Annotated in this window: 16 protein-coding genes; 4 read left to right on the top strand and 12 right to left on the bottom strand. The window is 66.0% G+C overall.

Annotation, left to right across the window (positions count from 1 at the left end; translation table 11 throughout):
• Window positions 1-39: 39 nt before the first annotated feature.
• Window positions 40-468: a SufE family protein gene (locus tag LY44_RS02605; protein WP_055208863.1), complete on the bottom strand. Its 429-nt coding sequence runs from the start codon at window positions 466-468 to the stop codon at window positions 40-42.
• Between the two features lie 157 nt (window positions 469-625).
• On the opposite strand from LY44_RS02605, the gene LY44_RS02600 reads away from it, so the two are divergent.
• Window positions 626-1,114, top strand: a complete 489-nt coding sequence (locus tag LY44_RS02600) for a hypothetical protein (protein WP_055208865.1) — start codon at window positions 626-628, stop codon at window positions 1,112-1,114.
• Window positions 1,115-1,207: 93 nt separating this feature from the next.
• On the opposite strand, the gene LY44_RS02595 is transcribed toward LY44_RS02600, so the two are convergent.
• Complete coding sequence (locus LY44_RS02595; protein ID WP_055208867.1) at window positions 1,208-3,088, bottom strand: elongation factor G; 1,881 nt, start codon at window positions 3,086-3,088, stop codon at window positions 1,208-1,210.
• Window positions 3,089-3,229: 141 nt separating this feature from the next.
• Between LY44_RS02595 and metZ the strand changes: the two genes are divergently transcribed.
• Together metZ and folE2 are read left to right on the top strand one after the other, a co-directional pair.
• Window positions 3,230-4,429, top strand: a complete 1,200-nt coding sequence (gene metZ / locus LY44_RS02590) for an O-succinylhomoserine sulfhydrylase (protein WP_055208870.1) — start codon at window positions 3,230-3,232, stop codon at window positions 4,427-4,429.
• A 208-nt stretch (window positions 4,430-4,637) separates the two neighbouring features.
• Window positions 4,638-5,729 carry a GTP cyclohydrolase FolE2 gene (gene folE2 / locus LY44_RS02585; protein ID WP_055208871.1) on the top strand — a complete coding sequence of 364 codons (1,092 nt, stop codon included), beginning with the start codon at window positions 4,638-4,640 and terminating at the stop codon, window positions 5,727-5,729.
• Window positions 5,730-5,831: 102 nt separating this feature from the next.
• On the opposite strand, the gene LY44_RS02580 is transcribed toward folE2, so the two are convergent.
• The gene (locus LY44_RS02580) at window positions 5,832-6,347 is read right to left on the bottom strand and encodes a hypothetical protein (protein ID WP_146707193.1); all 516 of its coding nucleotides are present in this window, start codon (window positions 6,345-6,347) and stop codon (window positions 5,832-5,834) included.
• Between the two features lie 139 nt (window positions 6,348-6,486).
• Here LY44_RS02580 and LY44_RS02575 point away from each other — a divergent pair, with 139 nt between their 5' ends.
• Window positions 6,487-8,838 (top strand): ATP-dependent helicase, encoded by a 2,352-nt coding sequence (locus tag LY44_RS02575; protein ID WP_055208875.1) that lies wholly within the window; start codon window positions 6,487-6,489, stop codon window positions 8,836-8,838.
• A 239-nt stretch (window positions 8,839-9,077) separates the two neighbouring features.
• Here the strand turns inward: LY44_RS02575 and rnd are convergent, their stop codons facing one another.
• From rnd to LY44_RS02530, 9 genes are all read right to left on the bottom strand, one after another.
• Entirely contained in the window at window positions 9,078-10,232 is a 1,155-nt protein-coding gene (gene rnd / locus LY44_RS02570; RefSeq protein ID WP_055256444.1) for a ribonuclease D, read from the bottom strand.
• Between the two features lie 354 nt (window positions 10,233-10,586).
• Complete coding sequence (purN, locus tag LY44_RS02565) at window positions 10,587-11,177, bottom strand: phosphoribosylglycinamide formyltransferase (RefSeq protein ID WP_081024470.1); 591 nt, start codon at window positions 11,175-11,177, stop codon at window positions 10,587-10,589.
• Entirely contained in the window at window positions 11,174-12,220 is a 1,047-nt protein-coding gene (gene purM / locus LY44_RS02560; RefSeq protein ID WP_055208879.1) for a phosphoribosylformylglycinamidine cyclo-ligase, read from the bottom strand. Before purM ends, purN begins: the two co-directional genes overlap by 4 nt.
• Window positions 12,221-12,298: 78 nt before the next feature.
• Window positions 12,299-12,763 (bottom strand): GFA family protein, encoded by a 465-nt coding sequence (locus LY44_RS02555; RefSeq protein ID WP_223230745.1) that lies wholly within the window; start codon window positions 12,761-12,763, stop codon window positions 12,299-12,301.
• 22 nt (window positions 12,764-12,785) lie between these two features.
• Entirely contained in the window at window positions 12,786-13,364 is a 579-nt protein-coding gene (locus tag LY44_RS02550) for a hypothetical protein (protein WP_055208883.1), read from the bottom strand.
• 70 nt (window positions 13,365-13,434) lie between these two features.
• On the bottom strand, window positions 13,435-14,835 hold the full coding sequence (gene murD, locus LY44_RS02545) for a UDP-N-acetylmuramoyl-L-alanine--D-glutamate ligase (protein WP_055208885.1): 1,401 nt from the start codon (window positions 14,833-14,835) through the stop codon (window positions 13,435-13,437).
• A 442-nt stretch (window positions 14,836-15,277) separates the two neighbouring features.
• Window positions 15,278-15,631 (bottom strand): hypothetical protein, encoded by a 354-nt coding sequence (locus LY44_RS02540; RefSeq protein WP_055208887.1) that lies wholly within the window; start codon window positions 15,629-15,631, stop codon window positions 15,278-15,280.
• Between the two features lie 25 nt (window positions 15,632-15,656).
• Window positions 15,657-16,739 carry a phospho-N-acetylmuramoyl-pentapeptide-transferase gene (gene mraY / locus LY44_RS02535; protein WP_055208889.1) on the bottom strand — a complete coding sequence of 361 codons (1,083 nt, stop codon included), beginning with the start codon at window positions 16,737-16,739 and terminating at the stop codon, window positions 15,657-15,659.
• Window positions 16,739-18,190 (bottom strand): UDP-N-acetylmuramoyl-tripeptide--D-alanyl-D-alanine ligase, encoded by a 1,452-nt coding sequence (locus tag LY44_RS02530; protein ID WP_055208891.1) that lies wholly within the window; start codon window positions 18,188-18,190, stop codon window positions 16,739-16,741. The genes mraY and LY44_RS02530 overlap by 1 nt, the downstream gene beginning before the upstream one ends.
• Window position 18,191: the final 1 nt, after the last annotated feature.

Here is an 18,191-nt window from a genome sequence, read left to right as displayed (position 1 = left end):
GGCCCGCGCAGGATCTGTGCGGATGTGCAGGGTCAGGGCTCAGGCGGCGGCGGCCTCGGCGGCCAGCTTGCGGATGCGCTCGACCATCGCCGCCAGACCGTTCGAGCGCTGGCTGGACAGATGTTCGTTCAGACCCAGCCGACCGAGTTCCGCCTTCGCATCGATGGCGCCCACTTCGGCGACGATCAGACCGGCGTAAAGCGCGTGCAACAGCGCGATCAGCCCCTGCACGATCATCGCATCCGAGGCGCCCTCGAAATCGAAGACCGCCCCCGGCCCGGTGCCCGCAATCCGCGGCATCAGCCAGACCTGGCTGGCGCAGCCCTCGACCTTGGTCGCGGGCACTTTCAGCGCGTCATCGAGCGCGGGAAGCGCCTTGCCCAGTTCGATCACATGGCGGTAGCGCTCCTCCCAATCGTCGAGGAAGTCGAAGGTTTCGGCGATCTCTTCAAAGGCGGGGCTGGCCATGGGAAACTCCTGCGTTTTCCCTTGCCTAGCCTTCATGCGGCGGCGCGGCAAGAGCTGCGCGGCGGCGCGCGCAAGCGCCGGGCCAAACGCCGCTTTTCAAACCGGGCCGGATCGGCTACCCAAGGCAAGACCCGACCCAAGCCTCCCGAGGTGCCCGATGTTCCTGCGTCTCCGCCCCGCCCCCGTGGCCCTTTCGCTTGCGCTGGCCGTGGCGCTTGCGGGCTGCGGACAGTCGAAGCTGAACCCGTGGAACTGGTTCAAGCATGAAGAGGTGATGACGCTCGCGCCGAAGGACGGCTACCCCGACGTCAAGAAAGACCCGCGCGAGCTGATCGCCCAGGTCACCGCGATCGAAGTGAAACAGACCCAGGGCGGCGCGATCGTCGCCGCCACCGGCCTGACGCCGACACAGGGCTGGTGGGGGGCGAAGCTTCTGGCGGAGAACGACGGCAAGCCGGTCGAGGGCGTGATGACCTATCGCTTCGTCGTCGCCTGGCCCGATCCGGGCAGCCCGGCGGCAACCCGCGTCAGCACCGCGCAATCGCGCGAAGTGACGGCGGCGGCCTTCATCGACAATGTCGTGCTGGCCGAGGTGACGAAGGTCGTGGTGATCGGCGCCGACAGCCAGCGCTCGATCAGCCGCTGACCGCGGCGGTCAAACGCGATCAGCCGCTGAGCGCGGCGGGAAATCGCAAGGGGCGGCCCCGGGGGACCGCCCTTTTTCGGTCGGATCAGCCGCTCAATACTGCTCTTCGTAGTGATCGAGCGTGGCGGTGAAGCTGGCCGTGCCGCGGGTGGCGCCGCCGAGCGACTGGAAGAGCTCGGGCAGCGACGACGCGGGCATCAGCGCCTCGAACAGATCCCAGCCCTTGGCGGCCGGATCGGCCGCAAAGCCCAGCACCTGCCCCTTGAGCCCGGACACGAGCGGCGAAAGCCCGCCCGCATAGGTCGCGGGCACCGAGATCACCACCTTGCTGACCGGCTGCAGAACGACGGTGCCGATTTCCGCCAGCGCCTCGCGCAGCGCCATCTTGCCCGCGGTGCGGAAAGCGTGATCGGAACTGTCGACCGCGTGATGCTTGCCGTCCGACAGGTTCACCGCCAGATCCACCACCGGATGCCCCTTCGGCCCGGCCGCCAAAGCCTCGCGCGCGCCCGCCTCGACCGAGGGGATGTAATTGCGCGGCACCGCGCCGCCCTTGACGGTTTCGGTGAAGCGGAAGCCCTCGCCGCGGGGCAGCGGGCTGACCTCGATCACCACATCGGCGAATTGCCCCGCGCCGCCCGATTGCTTGCGGTGGCGATATTGTTTCTGCGCCGTGCCGGTGATGGTTTCGCACAAAGCCGCGACCAGCGGTGCCGTGGCCAGTTTCAGCCCGAAATCGGCCTCGAGCTTTTCCAGCACCCGGCGCAGATGCAGCGGGCCCTGCGTGCCCAGCACGGTCTTGCCGGTCGCGGGATCGGTGCCAAGGCTCAGCCCCGGGTCGATTTCCAGCAATTTCGGCAGGGCCGCGGCCAGCCGGGTCTCGTCGCGCTCGTTTTCGGGTTCCAGGATCAGCCGGTGGTTCGCCGCATGCGGCGCCATCCAGTCGGGATTGGGCAGGATACCTTCGCCGGTGTAAAGCGGGCCGGTCAGGCTGAGGTGATCGGTCTTCACCGTCAGCCCGATCTCGCCGGCCTTCAGCGCCCCAAGCGGGGTCTTGCCATCGACATCGACGATCGAGCCCACGGCCGCGCCGCAGAGCTTCGCCCCGGGCGCGACCCCCTCGGACAGCGCGCGGATCAGCACCGTCTTGCCCAGATGCTTGACCGTATCGGCCAAGGCGCCCACCGCCAGCGCGCCGATGCGCGCGCGGGTTTCCGCCACGTCCGGCACTTCGTGACGCAGGCTTTTCATCAGCCGCATCATGCCGTTGCCATGCCCGGCCGAACCCAGCAGCGCGGGCAGAAGATCGTGATGTTGCAAGACCTTGGTCGAGACCTCATAGACCTCGTCGGTCATCGGGGCCTGATCCTCGATCAGCTCGGTCAAAAGCGCCTCGTCGAAATCGGCCAGATGTTCGAGCAGTTCCGCCCGCGCCTCGGCCTCGCGGTCGCGGATTTCGGCGGGCAGTTCCATCAGCGAGGAGCGCGCATGATCGTGATATTCCCAGGCGCGTTCGGAAATCAGATCGACCGCGCCGATCACCTGACCGTCCTTGCGGATCGGGATCTGCCGCAGCACGATTCCATGCGGGCAGAAATTCTGCAACGCCGCCACGATTTCACTGGTGCGATCCTGCGCGATGTCGATCTTGTTGATGAAGATGAAGGTCGGCAGGGCCGCGGCCTCGACCAGCCGCAGATAGGGCGCGCAGAGCACCGCCGCCTCGGTCTCGGCGGGAATGCACAAAACGACGGCATCCGAGGCTGCAAGCATCGGGCCAAGCTGCGGCAGATGGTCGGCCCCTCCGGGCGCGTCCAGAAGCGCCCAGTCTTCCCCCATGAAAGCGAAGCGCGTCACGGCGGTCTCGCCGAAAAGCACATGTTTGCGCGGTTTGGCCCCTTCGAGCGTGGCCAACGCCTCGGCAAGCGTGGTCTTGCCGGCCTGCGATGGGCCTACGATGGATACGACTTTCATTGGGCACCTCCTCGGGTCTGTTGCGCTGGTCATTTTCCGGGCGCATGTGATTCTCTTAAAGGTTTGAACGGGTCCCGGCCTTGACCCATGCCAAACAGCGGCTTATCCGAAGAAATTCCGCAAGATCCCGGGGAGACGACGATGAGCGAGTGGCGCACACGCACGAAACTGGTCCACGAGGGGATCCGGCGCAGCCAGTTCGGCGAAATGGCCGAGGCGCTGTTTCTGACACAGGGGTTCATCTACCCCTCGGCCGGGGCCGCCGAGGCGCGGTTCATCGAGGCCGGCGAGGATGAATTCATCTATGCCCGTTACGGCAACCCGACGACGCGGATGTTCGAAGACCGGATGGCCGCGATCGAGGGCACCGAGGATGCCTTTGCCTGCGCCTCGGGCATGGCGGCGATCAACGGCGCGCTGAGCTGCTGTCTGAAGACCGGCGATCATGTCGTCGCGGCGCGGCAGATGTTCGGGTCCTGCCTGCATGTGCTCAAGGTGCTGGCGGGCTTCGGCGTCGAGGTGACGCTGATCGACGGCGCCGATCTTGAAAACTGGCGCGCGGCGGTCAAGGCCACGACAAAGATCTGCTTCTTCGAAAGCGTGTCCAATCCGGGGCTTGAGGTGATCGACATCAAGGGCGTGGCGGAAATCGCCCATGCGGTCGGCGCCCTCGTCGTGGTCGACAACGCCTTTGCCTCGCCCATCTTTTCGCGCGCGGTCGATCTTGGCGCCGATGTCATCGTCTATTCGGCGACGAAGCACATCGACGGCGGCGGCCGGGTGCTGGGCGGGGTCGTCTGCGGCACGCGCGACTTCATCCGCGGCCCGCTGGAAACCTACGTCAAGCACACCGGCGGCGCGATGAGCCCGTTTCATGCCTGGCTGCTGCTCAATGGCCTGCAGACGCTGGATCTGCGGGTGCGGGCGCAGGCGGCTTCGGCCAAGGCGGTCGCCGAGGCGATCGACGGCCATCCGCATGTGAACCGGGTGATCTATCCGGGGCTGGCCAGCCACCCGCAACATGCGCTGGCGATGGCGCAGATGGGCGCGGGCGGCACGATGCTCGGGATCGATTTCGAGGGCGGCAAGGAGGTCGCCTTCCGCTTCCTGGACGCGCTCGATGTGGTGTCGATCTCGAACAACCTCGGCGATGCGAAATCGATCGCGACGCATCCGGCGACGACGACGCACAAGAACCTGACCGATGAGGACCGGGCCCTGATCGGCATCACCCCCGGTCTGGTGCGGATTTCCTTCGGCATCGAGGATACGGCCGATCTGGTCGAGGACATCCGCTCGGCGCTGGAAGTCGCTTTGGGCGAATGCGGCGAGGCGGGCTGAGCGCGGATCAGGCGCAAGGCCCTGAAATTGCTGGGATCTTGAAAGCAGAGGGACGCTATGCGCCCCTCCGCTTTCAACCCTGACGCGAATTGCATTGCAGTTTAGAAGATTTTCCCGGCGCTTTCGTCGTTTCTTGTGCAACTTCGGTTGGACTTTCCGCGTCTCACTCCCATATCGAATTTTGCGCGACAGGCGAAAGGGAGACGCCATGAATATCCACGGACGCATCGACACGCCCGACACGGCAGAAGCCAAGGCCGCGCTTGAGCTGCTGCGGGCCTTTGTGGCACAGGCGCATCCCGCCGAGGTGGCGGCGCTTGACCCGGCGATTGCCCGTCTTTTCACCCCGGTGCCCGGCCCCTATCCGGAGCTGGCCCGCGTCTATGACGCCGAATTCCGCCCCGATGACGCCTACAAGGCCGCGATGCCCGATCTGCAGAACGGGCCGTCCTCGCTGATCCGCGGCGCGAAGACCCGGATCGAGCATGTCGGCATCTCGAATTTCCGCCTGCCGATCCGCTACAAGCTGCGGGATGGTGGCGATGTGATGCTGGAAACCTCGGTCACCGGCACCGTCAGCCTTGAGGCGGAAAAGAAGGGCATCAACATGTCGCGCATCCTGCGCAGCTTCTATGCCCATTCGGAAAGCGAATTTTCCTTCGAGGTGATGGCGGCGGCGCTGGATGACTATATCGACCATCTGGAAAGCTTCGACGCGCGGCTGATGATGCGGTTTTCGCTGCCCTTGCAGGTCGACAGCCTGCGGTCCGGCCTGCGCGGCTGGCAATATTACGACATCGCGCTGGAGCTGGTCGAACAGGCGGGGGTGCGCACCAAGATCGTGCATCTCGATTACGTCTATTCCTCGACCTGCCCCTGCTCGCTCGAACTCAGCGAAGATGCCCGGATCCGCCGCGGGCGGCTGGCGACGCCGCATTCGCAACGCTCGGTGGCGCGGATCTCGGTGGTGATCGAGCCGGGCAAGACACTCTGGTTCGAAGACCTGATCGAGATTGCCCGGGCGAATGTGCCGACGGAAACCCAGGTGATGGTGAAGCGCGAGGACGAACAGGCCTTTGCCGAGTTGAACGCCGCCAATCCGATCTTTGTCGAAGATGCGGTGCGCTCTTTCGCGGCGGGGCTGATGGCCGAGCCGCGGGTGGCGGATTTCCGCGTCATCGCCAGCCATCAGGAAAGCCTGCACAGCCACGATGCGGTGGCCGTGCTGACGGAAGGCCCCACTTTCGCCAGCGCGAGCCTTGATCCGAAATTGTTCGCATCGCTTGTGCATGCCGGGTGACGCGGTGCGGAAGGCGCCCCTTCCGCCCGTGTGACCCGCGCCCCCCGGGGGATCGCGCATCGGCATCGGGTTTGCCGCGCGGGATCGCCCGGGGGGTTTGAGTTACAGAAAACACATGGTGCGACGCTCTTCCCATCGCATCGCGAAGTCTTCCGCAGCCTGCGCCGTTCCGAAGACGGGCCTCGGGATGATGATCAGCTCTGGCGGCGCTTCGATGAAGACATGGCCGGGCCCCAGACGCACCTGGCGGATCGCCTCAGGCGCAATCATGACAGATGGGCGCATACCAAGCGTCCAAACCAGACTTTCCCCAAGGTCTTCCAGCTGGGCCTCGACGGGTACCGGGATACGTCGCTTTGCCTGTATCCGAGCCCAAGCCGACAGCACGACAGCAGCAAGTCCATAATGCAAAAGAAAAAACGGCAGCAGCTCCAGCAGTATCATCCCCCAGGGAGCTTGCACGCCCAAGGGCAGCACCAGCACCCAGAACGCTGCAGAGATCAACCAAGCCGTCAAAAGAAACCGCTGAAACCCGTTCATCCGGTTCGGAAGATGCTCCCATGCGAGAGCATCGGCCCGGCTGAGAAGAAAGGAAAACTTCGCGCAGGAGTTCGTCAACACAACTCGGCCTCATCTAAAAAATTCACATTATCAACCCAAGGTTGCATCACTCTCAAGGAAAAATCAACCCGCCCCCATGCGAACAAAAGTCGAACGGATCTTGGCTTTGCCGGAACGCAAGCTATAGTGGCGTCCCATGAGCAGTATCCTTGATGATGACGATTTCGGCGGGCTGAGCCTGTCGCAACGCGCCATGATGGCGGCGCGGGGGCCGGTTGGCACGCCCTGGCTGGATGGCTTGAACGACGCGCAGCGGCGGGCAGTCGAGGCGCTCGACGGCCCCGTTCTGATGCTTGCGGGCGCGGGCACCGGCAAGACCAAGGCGCTGACCTCGCGCATCGCGCATCTGATCCATTCCGGCCGCGCCCGGCCGAACGAGGTTCTGGCCGTCACCTTCACCAACAAGGCGGCGCGGGAAATGAAAGACCGCATCGGCCGTCTGATGGGGCAGACGCTCGAAGGCATGCCGTGGCTGGGCACCTTCCACTCGGTCTGCGTCAAGCAGCTGCGCCGTCACGCGGAACTGGTCGGGCTGCGCTCGAACTTCACGATTCTGGATACCGACGACCAGATCCGGCTTTTGAAACAGCTGATCATCGCCGCGAACATGGACGAAAAACGCTGGCCAGCGCGGCAGCTGGCCGGGCTGATCGACAGCTGGAAGAACCGCGCCTGGACGCCCGAGCATGTCCGCGGCGAGGAGACGGCGCATTTCGACAACCGCGGCTCCGAGCTTTACGCCGCCTATCAGGACCGCCTGCGCACGCTGAACGCCGTCGATTTCGGCGATCTGCTGCTTCACATGGTGACGATCTTTCAGCGTCACCCCGACGTGCTTGCCGACTATCAGCGGCGCTTCAAATATATCCTTGTCGACGAATATCAGGACACCAACACCGCGCAATATCTGTGGCTGCGGCTCTTGGCGCAGGGGCATCGCAACATCTGCTGTGTGGGCGATGACGACCAGTCGATCTACGGCTGGCGCGGCGCCGAGGTGGGCAATATCCTGCGGTTCGAAAAGGATTTTCCCGGCGCGGTGGTGGTGCGGCTGGAACAGAACTACCGCTCGACCGAACATATTCTGGCGGCTGCCTCCGGCCTGATCGCCGCCAACCGCGACCGGCTGGGCAAGGAGCTGTGGACGGCGGAAAAGGGCGGCGAAAAGCTGCGACTGATCGGCCATTGGGACGGCGACGAGGAAGCGCGCTGGATCGGCGAAGAGGTCGAGAGCCTGTCGCGCGGCACCCGCGGCCTTGATCCCATCCCGTTGAACGGACAGGCGATTCTGGTCCGCGCCAGCCATCAGATGCGGGCTTTCGAAGACCGGTTCCTGACCATCGGCCTGCCCTATCGCGTCATCGGCGGACCGCGGTTTTATGAACGGCAGGAAATCCGCGATGCGATGGCCTATTTCCGCCTCGCCGTTTCCCCCGATGACGATCTGGCCTTCGAGCGGGTGGTGAACCTGCCCAAACGGGGTCTGGGCGACAAGGCACAGGCGATGATCCGGACCTGCGCCCGTCAGGCCGAAGCCGGTCTGGTCATGGGCGCGAAAGCCGCGCTGCAACAGGGCGCGATTGGCGGCAAGGCGGCAGGCGCGTTGCGCGCGTTCCTCGACGGCATCGGGCGCTGGCATGCGGCGGTGCTGGAAAACGCCGATCATGTGCGGCTGGCCGAAACCATTCTGGAGGACAGCGGTTATACCGACATGTGGCTGGCCGACAAGACGCCCGAGGCGCCGGGGCGGCTGGAAAACCTCAAGGAACTGGTCAAGGCGCTGGAAGGCTTCGAGAATCTGCAGGGCTTCCTCGAACACGTCGCGCTGATCATGGACAATGACAAGGACCAGTCCGAGGACAAGGTCTCGATCATGACCCTTCACGCTGCGAAGGGCCTTGAATTTCCCGCGGTTTTCCTGCCCGGCTGGGAAGATGGGCTGTTTCCGAGCCAGCGCGCGCTGGACGAGGGCGGCTTGCGCGCCTTGGAGGAAGAACGCCGGCTGGCTTACGTGGGCATCACCCGGGCCGAGGCGCTTTGCACGATTTCCTTCGCGGGCAACCGCCGGGTTTACGGGCAATGGCAGTCGCAGCTGCCCTCGCGCTTCATCGATGAATTGCCTGTCCGTCATGTCGAAATCCTGACCCCGCCCGGGCTTTACGGCGGCGGCTTCGGCGCGGCGACGCAGACCGGCTTTGGCAGTCTGGAGAGCCGCGCGACCAAGGCCGATGTCTACAATTCCCCGGGCTGGAAGCGGATGGAAAGCCGCGCCAGCACGCCGCCGCGCCTCAAAGCGCGCACGGTGACGACGGTGGACAGCCTCGCCTTCGGCATTGGCGACCGGGTGTTCCATGTCAAGTTCGGCTATGGCGAGGTGATCGACCTTGAAGGCGATACCGCCTTGATCGAATTCGAGAAAGCCGGGTCGAAACATGTCAAGGCCGGGTTCCTGAAACCCGCCGTGGGGCTCGACGACGTGCCGTTCTGACGCGGCCGTCTGATCTGACCGAGGCCATCGCCGAGGTCACGCGACACATCAGCCCCGGGACCGCCGGGGGCCCAAAGGTCCCCGGCCAGCGCCCGCCCCGCCCTCGGCGGGCGCTTCTCGCCCGCCGGGTCAGGCGCCGGCCTCTGTCGTGCCTGGGGAAACGGTCGTGCTGCAGCGGTTACGACACGGGCGGGGAAAGGCGCTGCCTTTCCTTCTCCGCCCGAAAAACCGTGGCAGGTTCAGACCTGCACCACCCGCACCGAGCCGCCCGCAGCAGTCAGCGCGATCTCGCCCTTGGCCAGCCGCAGCGCGTCATTGCCAAAGACATCGAGCCGCCAGCCGGTCAGCGCGCCGACATCGCGCTTGCCCGCGGCGATCCGGTCCAGATCCGAGGCGGTGGCGATCAGCTTCGCCGCCACCCCGGCCTCTTCGGATTTCGCCTTCAAAAGCACCCGCAGCAGATCGGCGAGCGCCGTGTTCACCTGCAGCTGCGCATCTTCATCGGGCACGCGCGGGAAATCCTCGGGCTTGGTTTCAAGCCCGGCCTTCACCGCCGCGATGATGCCCTCGGCAATGTCACCCCGCCGCGCCTCGCGCAGCAAAAGCCGCGACTTGCCCAGCTCCTCCAGCGACACCGGCTTCGTCGAGGCCAGCTCCAAAAGCGCATCATCCTTGAAGACGCGCGAGCGCGGGATGTTCTTGCCCTGCGCGTAAGCTTCGCGGAAGCGGGCCAGTTCGCGCACGACCGCCATGAACCGCCCCGAATTCGTCCGCGTCTTCACCCGTTCCCAGGCTTCCTCGGGGCGGGTGATATAGGTCTCGGGGTTCAGAAGGATCGCCTCTTCCTCCTCGACCCATTGCTCGCGGCCCGATTTCTTCAGCTCTTTCGAGAGGAATTCGTAGATCACTCGCAGATGGGTGACATCGGCCAGCGCATAGGCCTTTTGCGCATCGGTCAGCGGGCGACGCGACCAGTCGGTGAAGCGCGAGGTCTTGTCGAGCGATTGCTTGGCGATCTTCTTCACCAGCGTCTCGTAGCCGACCTGCTCGCCAAAGCCGCAGACCATCGCCGCGACCTGGGTGTCAAACAGCGGCAGCGGGAAGACCCCGGCCTCGGTGAAGAAAATCTCCAGATCCTGCCGGGCGGCGTGGAAGACCTTGACCGTGCCCGGGTGGCGAAAGAGGTCGTAAAGCGGTTCGAGCGACAGGCCTTCGACCAGCGGATCGAGCAGAACCGCCTCGCCGTCCTTGCCGGGAAGCGCCATCTGCACCAGACAGAGCTTCGACCAGTAGGTGCGTTCACGCAGGAACTCGGTATCGACCGTCACATAGGGGGCAGCCTTGGCGCGGGTGCAGAACTGCTCCAGTGCGTCGGTGGTGGTAATCGTCTGCATCGTGCCTTTCCCGGGGATCGCGGGGTCATCCCGCCCATGTCTTCGGTTTAGGCATTTGTCCGCACAAAGGAAAGCGTGTCGTTGCAGGAATGCACAAAAGGTTGTGAGCCGGGCGGCAGGCAACGCCGTCTTGACCGAGGCCATCGCCGAGGTCACGTGGCACATCAGCCCCGTGACCGCCGAGTGCATCAGGCACTCGGCCAGCGCCCGCCCCGCCCATGGCGGGCGCTTCTCGCCCGCCGGGACGGGCGCTGGCCTCTGTTGCGCTTGGGGAAACGGTCTTGCGGCGGCTGTTGCGATACGGGCGGGGAAAGGCCGTGCCTTTCCTGCTCCGCCCGAACAGGGCTTGGCTGCCTAGAGATCCAGACGGCTGCGGTTGCCGGTCACGAAGCGGCGCAGCACGGCGGGGTAAAGCTTGTGTTCCTGCGCCAGAACCCTGGCAGCCAGGGTTTCGGCGGTGTCCCCCGCCACGACCGGCACCCGCGCCTGACCGAGGATCGGGCCGTCATCCAGAACCGGTGTCACCTCATGCACGGTGCAGCCCGCCTCGGCATCGCCCGCCTCGATCGCGCGCTGATGCGTGTGCAGCCCCGGATATTTCGGCAAAAGCGACGGGTGGATGTTCAGCATCCGACCGGCAAAGCGCGTCACGAACTCGGGCGTCAGCACGCGCATGAAGCCCGCAAGGCACAGAACATCGGGCTCGGCCATCAGGATCGGTTTCAGCAGTTCCGCCTCAAACGCCGCGCGATCCTTACCGAAAGGGCGGTGATCGATCACCGCCGTCGCCACGCCCAGACGCGCGGCGCGGTCGATCCCCGCCGCCGTCGGGTCGTTCGAGGCGACCAGAACCGGCGTCGCATGGCCCAGGCCCTGCATGTCCTCGACCAGACGGATCATGTTCGACCCGCTGCCCGAAATCAGGATCGCGACGCGGGTGGTCACAACAGCTTGCCCGTATAGGCGACGCCCTGCCCCTCGGTCACGGTGCCGATCACGGTCACGGTTTCGCCCGCGGCTTCCAGAAGCGCCTTCAGCGCCGGGGCCTGCGCCGCATCGACAACGCAGATCATGCCGATGCCACAGTTGAAGGTCTTGAGCAGTTCCGGCTCGGCCATGTTCGCGGTCTCGGCCAGCCAGCGGAAGACCGGCGGCAGCGGCCAGGAGGACAGATCGATCGTCGCACCCAGCCCTTCCGGCAGCACGCGCGGCAGGTTTTCCGTCAGCCCGCCGCCGGTGATATGGGCGAGCGCATGCACGCCCCCCGCGCGGATCGCCGAAAGCGCCTGTTTCACGTAAAGCCGGGTCGGCGCGAGCAGCGCCTGCCCCAGCGTGCCCTCGGAAAACGGCGAGGCCGCATCCCAGCCAAGGCCCGACAGTTCCACCACTTTGCGCACGAAGCTGTAGCCGTTCGAATGCACGCCGTTCGAGCCAAGGCCCAACAGCACGTCGCCCGCCACGACCCCCGCGGGCAGATCCGAGCCGCGTTCCATCGCGCCGACGGCAAAGCCCGCCAGATCGAAATCGTCCTTCGCATACATGCCCGGCATTTCGGCGGTTTCGCCGCCAATCAGCGCGCAGCCCGATTGCGCGCAGCCCTCGGCGATGCCCTCGATGATGGTGGCGGCCTGCGCGACCTCAAGCTTGCCGGTCGCGAAATAATCCAGGAAGAACAAGGGCTCGGCGCCCTGACAGACCAGATCGTTCACGCACATCGCCACAAGGTCGATGCCGATCGTATCGACGACGCCGGTGTCGATGGCGATGCGCAGCTTGGTGCCGACGCCATCGGTCGCGGCGACAAGGATCGGGTCATTGTAGCCCGCGGCCTTGAGATCAAACAGCGCGCCGAAGCCACCCAGCCCCGAGACAGTGCCGGGGCGGCTGGTGCGTTTCGCCGCCGGTTTGATCCGTTCGACGAGCGCATTGCCCGCGTCGATATCCACGCCTGCATCGGCATAGGTCAGGCCATTCTTGCGCTCGGTCATCGCTGTCTCCGTCGGATTCGTCGTGCGAAGCCCTAGCGCAAAGGGGGCCGGTTGAAAAGCACCGCGTGGCGGGCGGGCTCAGCCCACCCGTGAGAGCGCCGCGCGGCGCCGCTCCAGCGCTTCGGGCGACCAGACCTCGGCGCTTTTGTAATATTCTTCGAACACCTGCGCGCCTGCGGGTAGCACCACCCAGGGCTGTTTCGTCGCGGTAAAGATATGCACATCGGGCGGACAGGCGGCGGGGCTGTCCAGCGTGCCGACGCGCACGAAGGCCAGCGCCCGCCCTGCCCCGGCATAATGGCTGAAAACGGCGACGCGGCAGCTGGGACAGCGCGCGATCTCCTGCCCCTTACCCGAGGCCGAGGGCGTCAGCACGTAATCGACCGCGCCCGTGACCTGCAGCCGGTCGGTCTCGATCATCGCGTTGAGCGCGAAGGCGGTGCCGGTCTCGCGCTGGCACCAGCTGCAATGACAGGCATGGGTGATCATCGGCGCCGCGGTCAGGTGGTAGCTCACCTGCCCGCAGGGGCAACGGCCGGTCAGGCTTTCGGTCATGCGTTCCTCCTCAATGCTGCGCCGTCTCCCACATGTGATAGCAGCGGGCAAACCGGGTTTCATGCGCCGCGCGCAGCGCCTCGGGCAGATCGAGCGCGCGGCGGGGCGAGACATTGACGACGGGCAGCGCCACCGGGCCGCCGAAGCGCTCGGCCAGAAAGGCCAGAATGCGGTCTTGCGCCTCGTAGCGGAACAGATGCCGCACCGGGCAGCTGCCGTCCTTCAGGCAAAGAAACCGCGATTGCGACCCTTCGGCCTCGGGGTTGCCGGGCGTCAGCATCCGCGCGATGAAATCGGCGAAACTGACCTCTGCGGTCGAGCGCGCCGTGCCCTTCAGCGCCGGGCGGCTGCGATAGCGATACTGCGAGCCGTGCCAGTCGAGCGGATGGCGGATCACCGCCATCATCTCGTAATCGGCCTTCAGAAGCGGCTGCAGCACCCGGGCATAGCTGGCCACGGTCAGGTGCTTCATCTGCGGCGGATCGCGCAGCACGATCGCGGCGCGGGCGTCCAGCGCCGCCTCGATCGCGGTGGTGCCGGTTTTCGGAACCGCGAAGAACACGAGGTTCTCGCGGGGAAACACCATCATCGCTGCGCTCTCGCCTGTTGCGGGTTCGGGACGAGTATGGCCGCCCGCGCGGCCCCCCGCAAGCGCCGCCTCAGTCGGGCAGCGCCTGCGCCAGCGCGGTGAAATGCTCGCCGCGCTTTTCGAAATTCGGATATTGGTCGAAACTGGCCGCGGCGGGGGCCAGAAGCACGGTATCGCCGGGCTCGGCCTCCTCCGCGGCGCGGGCCACGGCGCGTTCCATCGTCTCGCAGATCTCATGCGCGAGCGGGGCCAGTTCCAGCGCGAAATCGCGCCCCGAATGGCCGATGAAATAGGTCTTCTTCACAGTGCCCAAAAGCGGTTTCAGCGCCGCAACGCCGCCCTCCTTGCCCATGCCGCCGACGATCCAGCGGATGTTCTGGAACGCCTCCAGCGCCTTCGCCGCGCTGTCGACATTGGTGGCCTTGCTGTCGTTGACATAGCGCACGCCGCGCTTTTCCGCGATGGTCTGGCTGCGGTGCGGCAGCCCGCCGAAACTGTGAAAGGCCTCCTCGATCAGCTTCGGCGCCAGGCCAAGGCTGCGGCAGGCGGCATAGGCGGCGCAGGCGTTCTGGTGGTTATGCGCGCCGGGCAGCGCCTTGACGGCGCGCAGATCGATCGAGGCGACCTGCCGCCCCTTGCGCCACTCCGCCAAAAACCCCTTGCGCGCAAAGACCGACCAGCCGAAATCGCCCAGTTTCTGCGCGGCGGAAACCCGGATCACCCGGTCATCCTCGCGCCCCATCGCCATCTGATTGGCCAGATAGACGCCCTCAGGCTCGTCGATGCCGATCACCGCGCGGTCGGGCGCGCCTTCGGCGAACAGACGACGCTTGGCGGCGAAATAGCCGCCCATGCCGGAATGGCGGTCCATGTGGTCGGGCGAAAGATTGGTGAAAACCGCGATGTCGGGGGTCAGCGCGCGGGCCAGATCGGTCTGGTAGCTCGACAGTTCCAGCACCACCACCTCGCCATCGACGGGCGGATCAAGGTCAAGGACACCACGGCCGATGTTGCCCGCCATCTGGGTCGGGCGCCCTGCGTGTTTCAGGATGTGGTGGATCAGCGCCGTCGTCGTCGATTTGCCGTTCGAGCCGGTGATGCAGATGCTGCGCGGCGTGACGTCGAAATCGTCCCAGCCCGCCGTCGCCCAGGAGCGGAAGAACAGCCCGATGTCATTGTCGACCGGAACGCCTGCCGCCATCGCCGCGGCGATGACCGGATTGGGGCGCGGGTAAAGATGCGGAATGCCGGGCGAGGTGATCAGCGCCGCGATGCCCTCAAAGGCGCCCTGCCGGGTCAGATCGGTGCAGCTGTAGCCCGCGGCCTCGGCCTTGGCGCGGGCCTCGGGGCTGTCGTCCCACAGCACGGGCTGCGCGCCCCCTGCCTTCAGCGCCGCCGCCGTCGCCAGACCCGAGCGCCCGAGCCCCAGCACCGCGACGCGCGCGCCCTCATATCCCTGAACCGGTATCATCCGCGACCTCCGTAAGCTGCGGGGGTTTCACACCCCCGCACCCCCGTGGGATATTTGAGCCAAGATGAAAGGAAAAGCCCTTCTTCCCGTTTCACCTTGGCCGAAATATCCCGCGGGGGTGAATTGGGCCGCGCCAGCGGACCAAGAGGGGGGCGCGCAGCCCCCCTTTCGGGCGACGCCGCAGGCGGCGCAACCCGCTTTGTCAAAAGCGGAACCTGACGGACGGCGTGGGAGGAAAGGCGGCGGTCGGCCCGGTCTGCCCGCATTCCCGGGCCGCCGCACATCCTTGAGGGGCCGGGGCGCGCGTTCTGGGGCGCGGCGGCCAAAGCGCGGGCAGCGCGGCGAAACACCCGATCCGGCGCCCGCAGGACGTATCGGGTGCCGGGCGGCAAGGCCCGGCGGCCGCATCGGGGGCGCTTGCGCCCCCGCCGATGTCAGGGTCTCAGCGCTTCTTCAGCGCATAGCCCGCGATCGAGACGAAGCAGAGCACGACGGCGCCCGCGAAGGCCACCGGCGCAAGGCCCGGCTGCGTCATCGCGAAGATCAGCGCCACGACGTTCAGAAGCGCGAGGAACACCCAGACCGAGGTCCGGGCGCGCTCGGCGGTCATCGGCCGGGTATCGGCGCCGACGATCACGTCGAGGAACTTGCACAGCGCCAGCGTGCCGACGGTCAGCGCGAAAACCGGGCCCCAGCCCAGCGTCAGATTGCTCATGCCGGTCAGGTTGGCAAAGAACACGAGGCACGGCAGCAGCAGCGCCGTGACTTTCAGCGGGTCCGTGAAGTTCTTGATCATGCGGGTCTTCCTTCCTTTTCAAGGGTCAGCGGATCTTCAGCGTGGCAAGGCCTATCAGCGCAAGGATCAGCGAAACGATCCAGAAACGGATCACGATCTGCGGTTCGGCCCAGCCCTTCTTCTCGAAGTGGTGGTGGATGGGTGCCATCAGGAACACCCGTTTGCCGGTGGCCTTGAAGTAAGCCACCTGAATGATGACCGAGAGCGCCTCGACGACAAAAAGCCCGCCGACGACGCCGAGGACAAGCTCGTGCTTCGTGCAAACGGCAATCGCGCCCAGCGCACCGCCCAGGGCAAGGCTGCCGGTGTCGCCCATGAACACCGCCGCGGGCGGCGCGTTGTACCACAGGAAGCCGAGCCCGCCGCCGATCAGCGCGGCGGTGAAGACGAACAGCTCGCCGGTGCCGGGCACGAAATTGACGCCCAGATATTGCGTGAAGTCGGCCCGACCCACGACATAGGCGATGCCGCCCAGCGTTCCGGCCGCGATCATCACCGGCATGATCGCCAGACCATCCAGCCCGTCGGTCAGGTTCACCGCATTGGCGGCGCCGACGATCACGAACATCGCGAAGGGCACGAAGAAGATGCCAAGGTTGATCAGCACGTCCTTGAACACCGGCAGCGCCAGCATGTTGGTCAGTTCCGGCGGATGCATCAGCGCGGCAAAGACCGCCGCCAGCGCGGCCAGTGCGAGGCCCAGCGCCATGCGGGTGCGCCCCGAGACGCCCTTGACGTTCTGCTTCGTCACCTTGGCGTAATCATCGGCAAAGCCGATCGCGGCATAGCCATAGGTGACGCCCAGCACGATCCAGACATAGCCATTGTCGAGCCGCGCCCAAAGCAGCGTCGCGAAAAGCAGCGCCGAGAGGATCAGCAAGCCCCCCATCGTCGGCGTGCCCGCCTTGGCGAAATGAGTGGCAGGGCCGTCGTTGCGGATCGGCTGGCCCTTGCCCTGCTTGCGGCGCAGCATGTCGATCAAGGGCCGCCCGAACAGGAAGCCGAAGATCAGCGCGGTGAAGAAGGCCCCACCGGCGCGGAAGGTGATGTAGCGGAAGAGGTTGAAGAAATCGCCCCCGTCCGAAAGGTTCGCAAGCCAGTAAAGCATTATTCTTTTCCCTTGAAGGCCTCTGCCGCGCCGGGCTGACCGAGTTTTCTGAGCGCGTCAACCACGAGCGAAACCTTCGAGCCTTTCGATCCTTTTACCAGCACCACATCCCCTGCATCGACCAGATGCGGCGCGCGGGCGGCCAGATCCCTGGCGGTCTCGACCCATTCGCCCCGCTTCTCCCGCGGCAGCGCTTCGTGAAGCGCCCGCATCCGCGGTCCGGCCAGATGCACGATGTCTATCGATACCATTGCGGGCAGTTCGGCAATCGCGGCATGAAGCCGCGCCTCCCCCGCGCCAAGCTCCAGCATGTCGCCCAGAATGGCCACCCGACGGCCGCGTTTGACCCGCCCCACCCCGTCGCGCGGAACCTGTCCGGCGAGCACCTCGAGACCCGCTTCCATCGAGGCGGGATTGGCGTTGAAGGCATCGTCGAAGAGATCGAAGCTTTGCGCTTCGTCAATCAGATCAAGCCAGATCCGCTCGCGCGTGCCGCGCCCGGCGGGGGGCGCCCAAAGCGCGATGTCCAGCGCCGCCACGGCCGGATCGGCGCCCACCGCGCGCGCCAGGGCAAGAACCCCCAAGGCATTGTTCGCAAAGTGTTTTCCGGGCGTCATCACCTTGAAAAGCATGGGCTTTCCGGCCTGTTCGGCCTGCACGATCGTGGCGTCGCCCGCGATCTTGGCACTGACCAGACGGTAGTCCGATCCGGGCGCCGGACCAAAGGTCACCACCTGCCCGGCGCGCGCCTTTGCCGCAGCCAAAAGGATCTCCGTCGCGGCAAGGCCGGTGGGCACGACGGCGGTGCCGCCGGGCTCCAGCCCGTCGAAGATCGCGGCCTTCTCATGGGCGATGTCGTCGAGGGTTTCGAAGGCCTCCAGATGCGCCGCGGCGACCGTGGTGATCATCGCGGCATGGGGTCGCGCCATCTTGACCAGCGGCGAAATCTCCCCCGGGTGGTTCATGCCGATCTCGATCACCGCGAAATCGGCCTCGGCGGGCATCCGGGCCAGCGTGATCGGCACGCCCCAGTGATTGTTGAAGCTGGCCTCGGCGGCATGAACGCGGCCCTGCGCCGAGAGCACCGCGCGCAGCATCTCCTTGGTCGAGGTCTTGCCGACAGAGCCTGTCACCGCGATCACCTGCGCACGCGTGCGCGCCCGCCCGGCGCGGCCCAGATCTTCGAGCGCCGTCAGCACATCGGACACGAGCAGCAGCGGGTCTTCCTCGGAGCAGCCCTCGGGGATGCGGCTGACCAGCGCGCAGGCGGCGCCCTTTTTCAGCGCGTCCGCCACGAAATCATGGCCGTCGCGCGCGTCTTTCAGCGCCACGAACATTTCGCCCGGGCGGATCGAGCGGGTGTCGATCGAGAGCCCCGTCGCCATGAACGGCCGTGTGGCGCGCCCGCCGGTGGCGACGGCCGCATCGATCGAGGTCCACAAAACAGCCATG

This window comes from Rhodobacter capsulatus (genome assembly GCF_003254295.1).
GTDB classification, from domain to species: Bacteria; Pseudomonadota; Alphaproteobacteria; order Rhodobacterales; family Rhodobacteraceae; genus Rhodobacter; species Rhodobacter capsulatus.
The sequence above is the reverse complement of the archived record's forward strand: the minus strand, read 5'-3'. Positions and strand labels throughout refer to the sequence as shown.

Excerpts from the sequence above, each read along its gene's own strand:
- LY44_RS02605 (WP_055208863.1), bottom strand. The coding sequence starts at position 468 with ATGGCCAGCCCCGCCTTTGAAGAGATCGCCGAAACCTTCGACTTCCTC.
- LY44_RS02550 (WP_055208883.1), bottom strand. The coding sequence starts at position 13,364 with ATGATGGTGTTTCCCCGCGAGAACCTCGTGTTCTTCGCGGTTCCGAAA.
- LY44_RS02575 (WP_055208875.1), top strand. The coding sequence starts at position 6,487 with ATGAGCAGTATCCTTGATGATGACGATTTCGGCGGGCTGAGCCTGTCG.
- purM (WP_055208879.1), bottom strand. The coding sequence starts at position 12,220 with ATGACCGAGCGCAAGAATGGCCTGACCTATGCCGATGCAGGCGTGGAT.
- LY44_RS02540 (WP_055208887.1), bottom strand. The coding sequence starts at position 15,631 with ATGATCAAGAACTTCACGGACCCGCTGAAAGTCACGGCGCTGCTGCTG.
- LY44_RS02595 (WP_055208867.1), bottom strand. The coding sequence starts at position 3,088 with ATGAAAGTCGTATCCATCGTAGGCCCATCGCAGGCCGGCAAGACCACG.
- metZ (WP_055208870.1), top strand. The coding sequence starts at position 3,230 with ATGAGCGAGTGGCGCACACGCACGAAACTGGTCCACGAGGGGATCCGG.
- murD (WP_055208885.1), bottom strand. The coding sequence starts at position 14,835 with ATGATACCGGTTCAGGGATATGAGGGCGCGCGCGTCGCGGTGCTGGGG.
- LY44_RS02600 (WP_055208865.1), top strand. The coding sequence starts at position 626 with ATGTTCCTGCGTCTCCGCCCCGCCCCCGTGGCCCTTTCGCTTGCGCTG.
- mraY (WP_055208889.1), bottom strand. The coding sequence starts at position 16,739 with ATGCTTTACTGGCTTGCGAACCTTTCGGACGGGGGCGATTTCTTCAAC.
- folE2 (WP_055208871.1), top strand. The coding sequence starts at position 4,638 with ATGAATATCCACGGACGCATCGACACGCCCGACACGGCAGAAGCCAAG.
- LY44_RS02530 (WP_055208891.1), bottom strand. The coding sequence starts at position 18,190 with ATGGCTGTTTTGTGGACCTCGATCGATGCGGCCGTCGCCACCGGCGGG.
- rnd (WP_055256444.1), bottom strand. The coding sequence starts at position 10,232 with ATGCAGACGATTACCACCACCGACGCACTGGAGCAGTTCTGCACCCGC.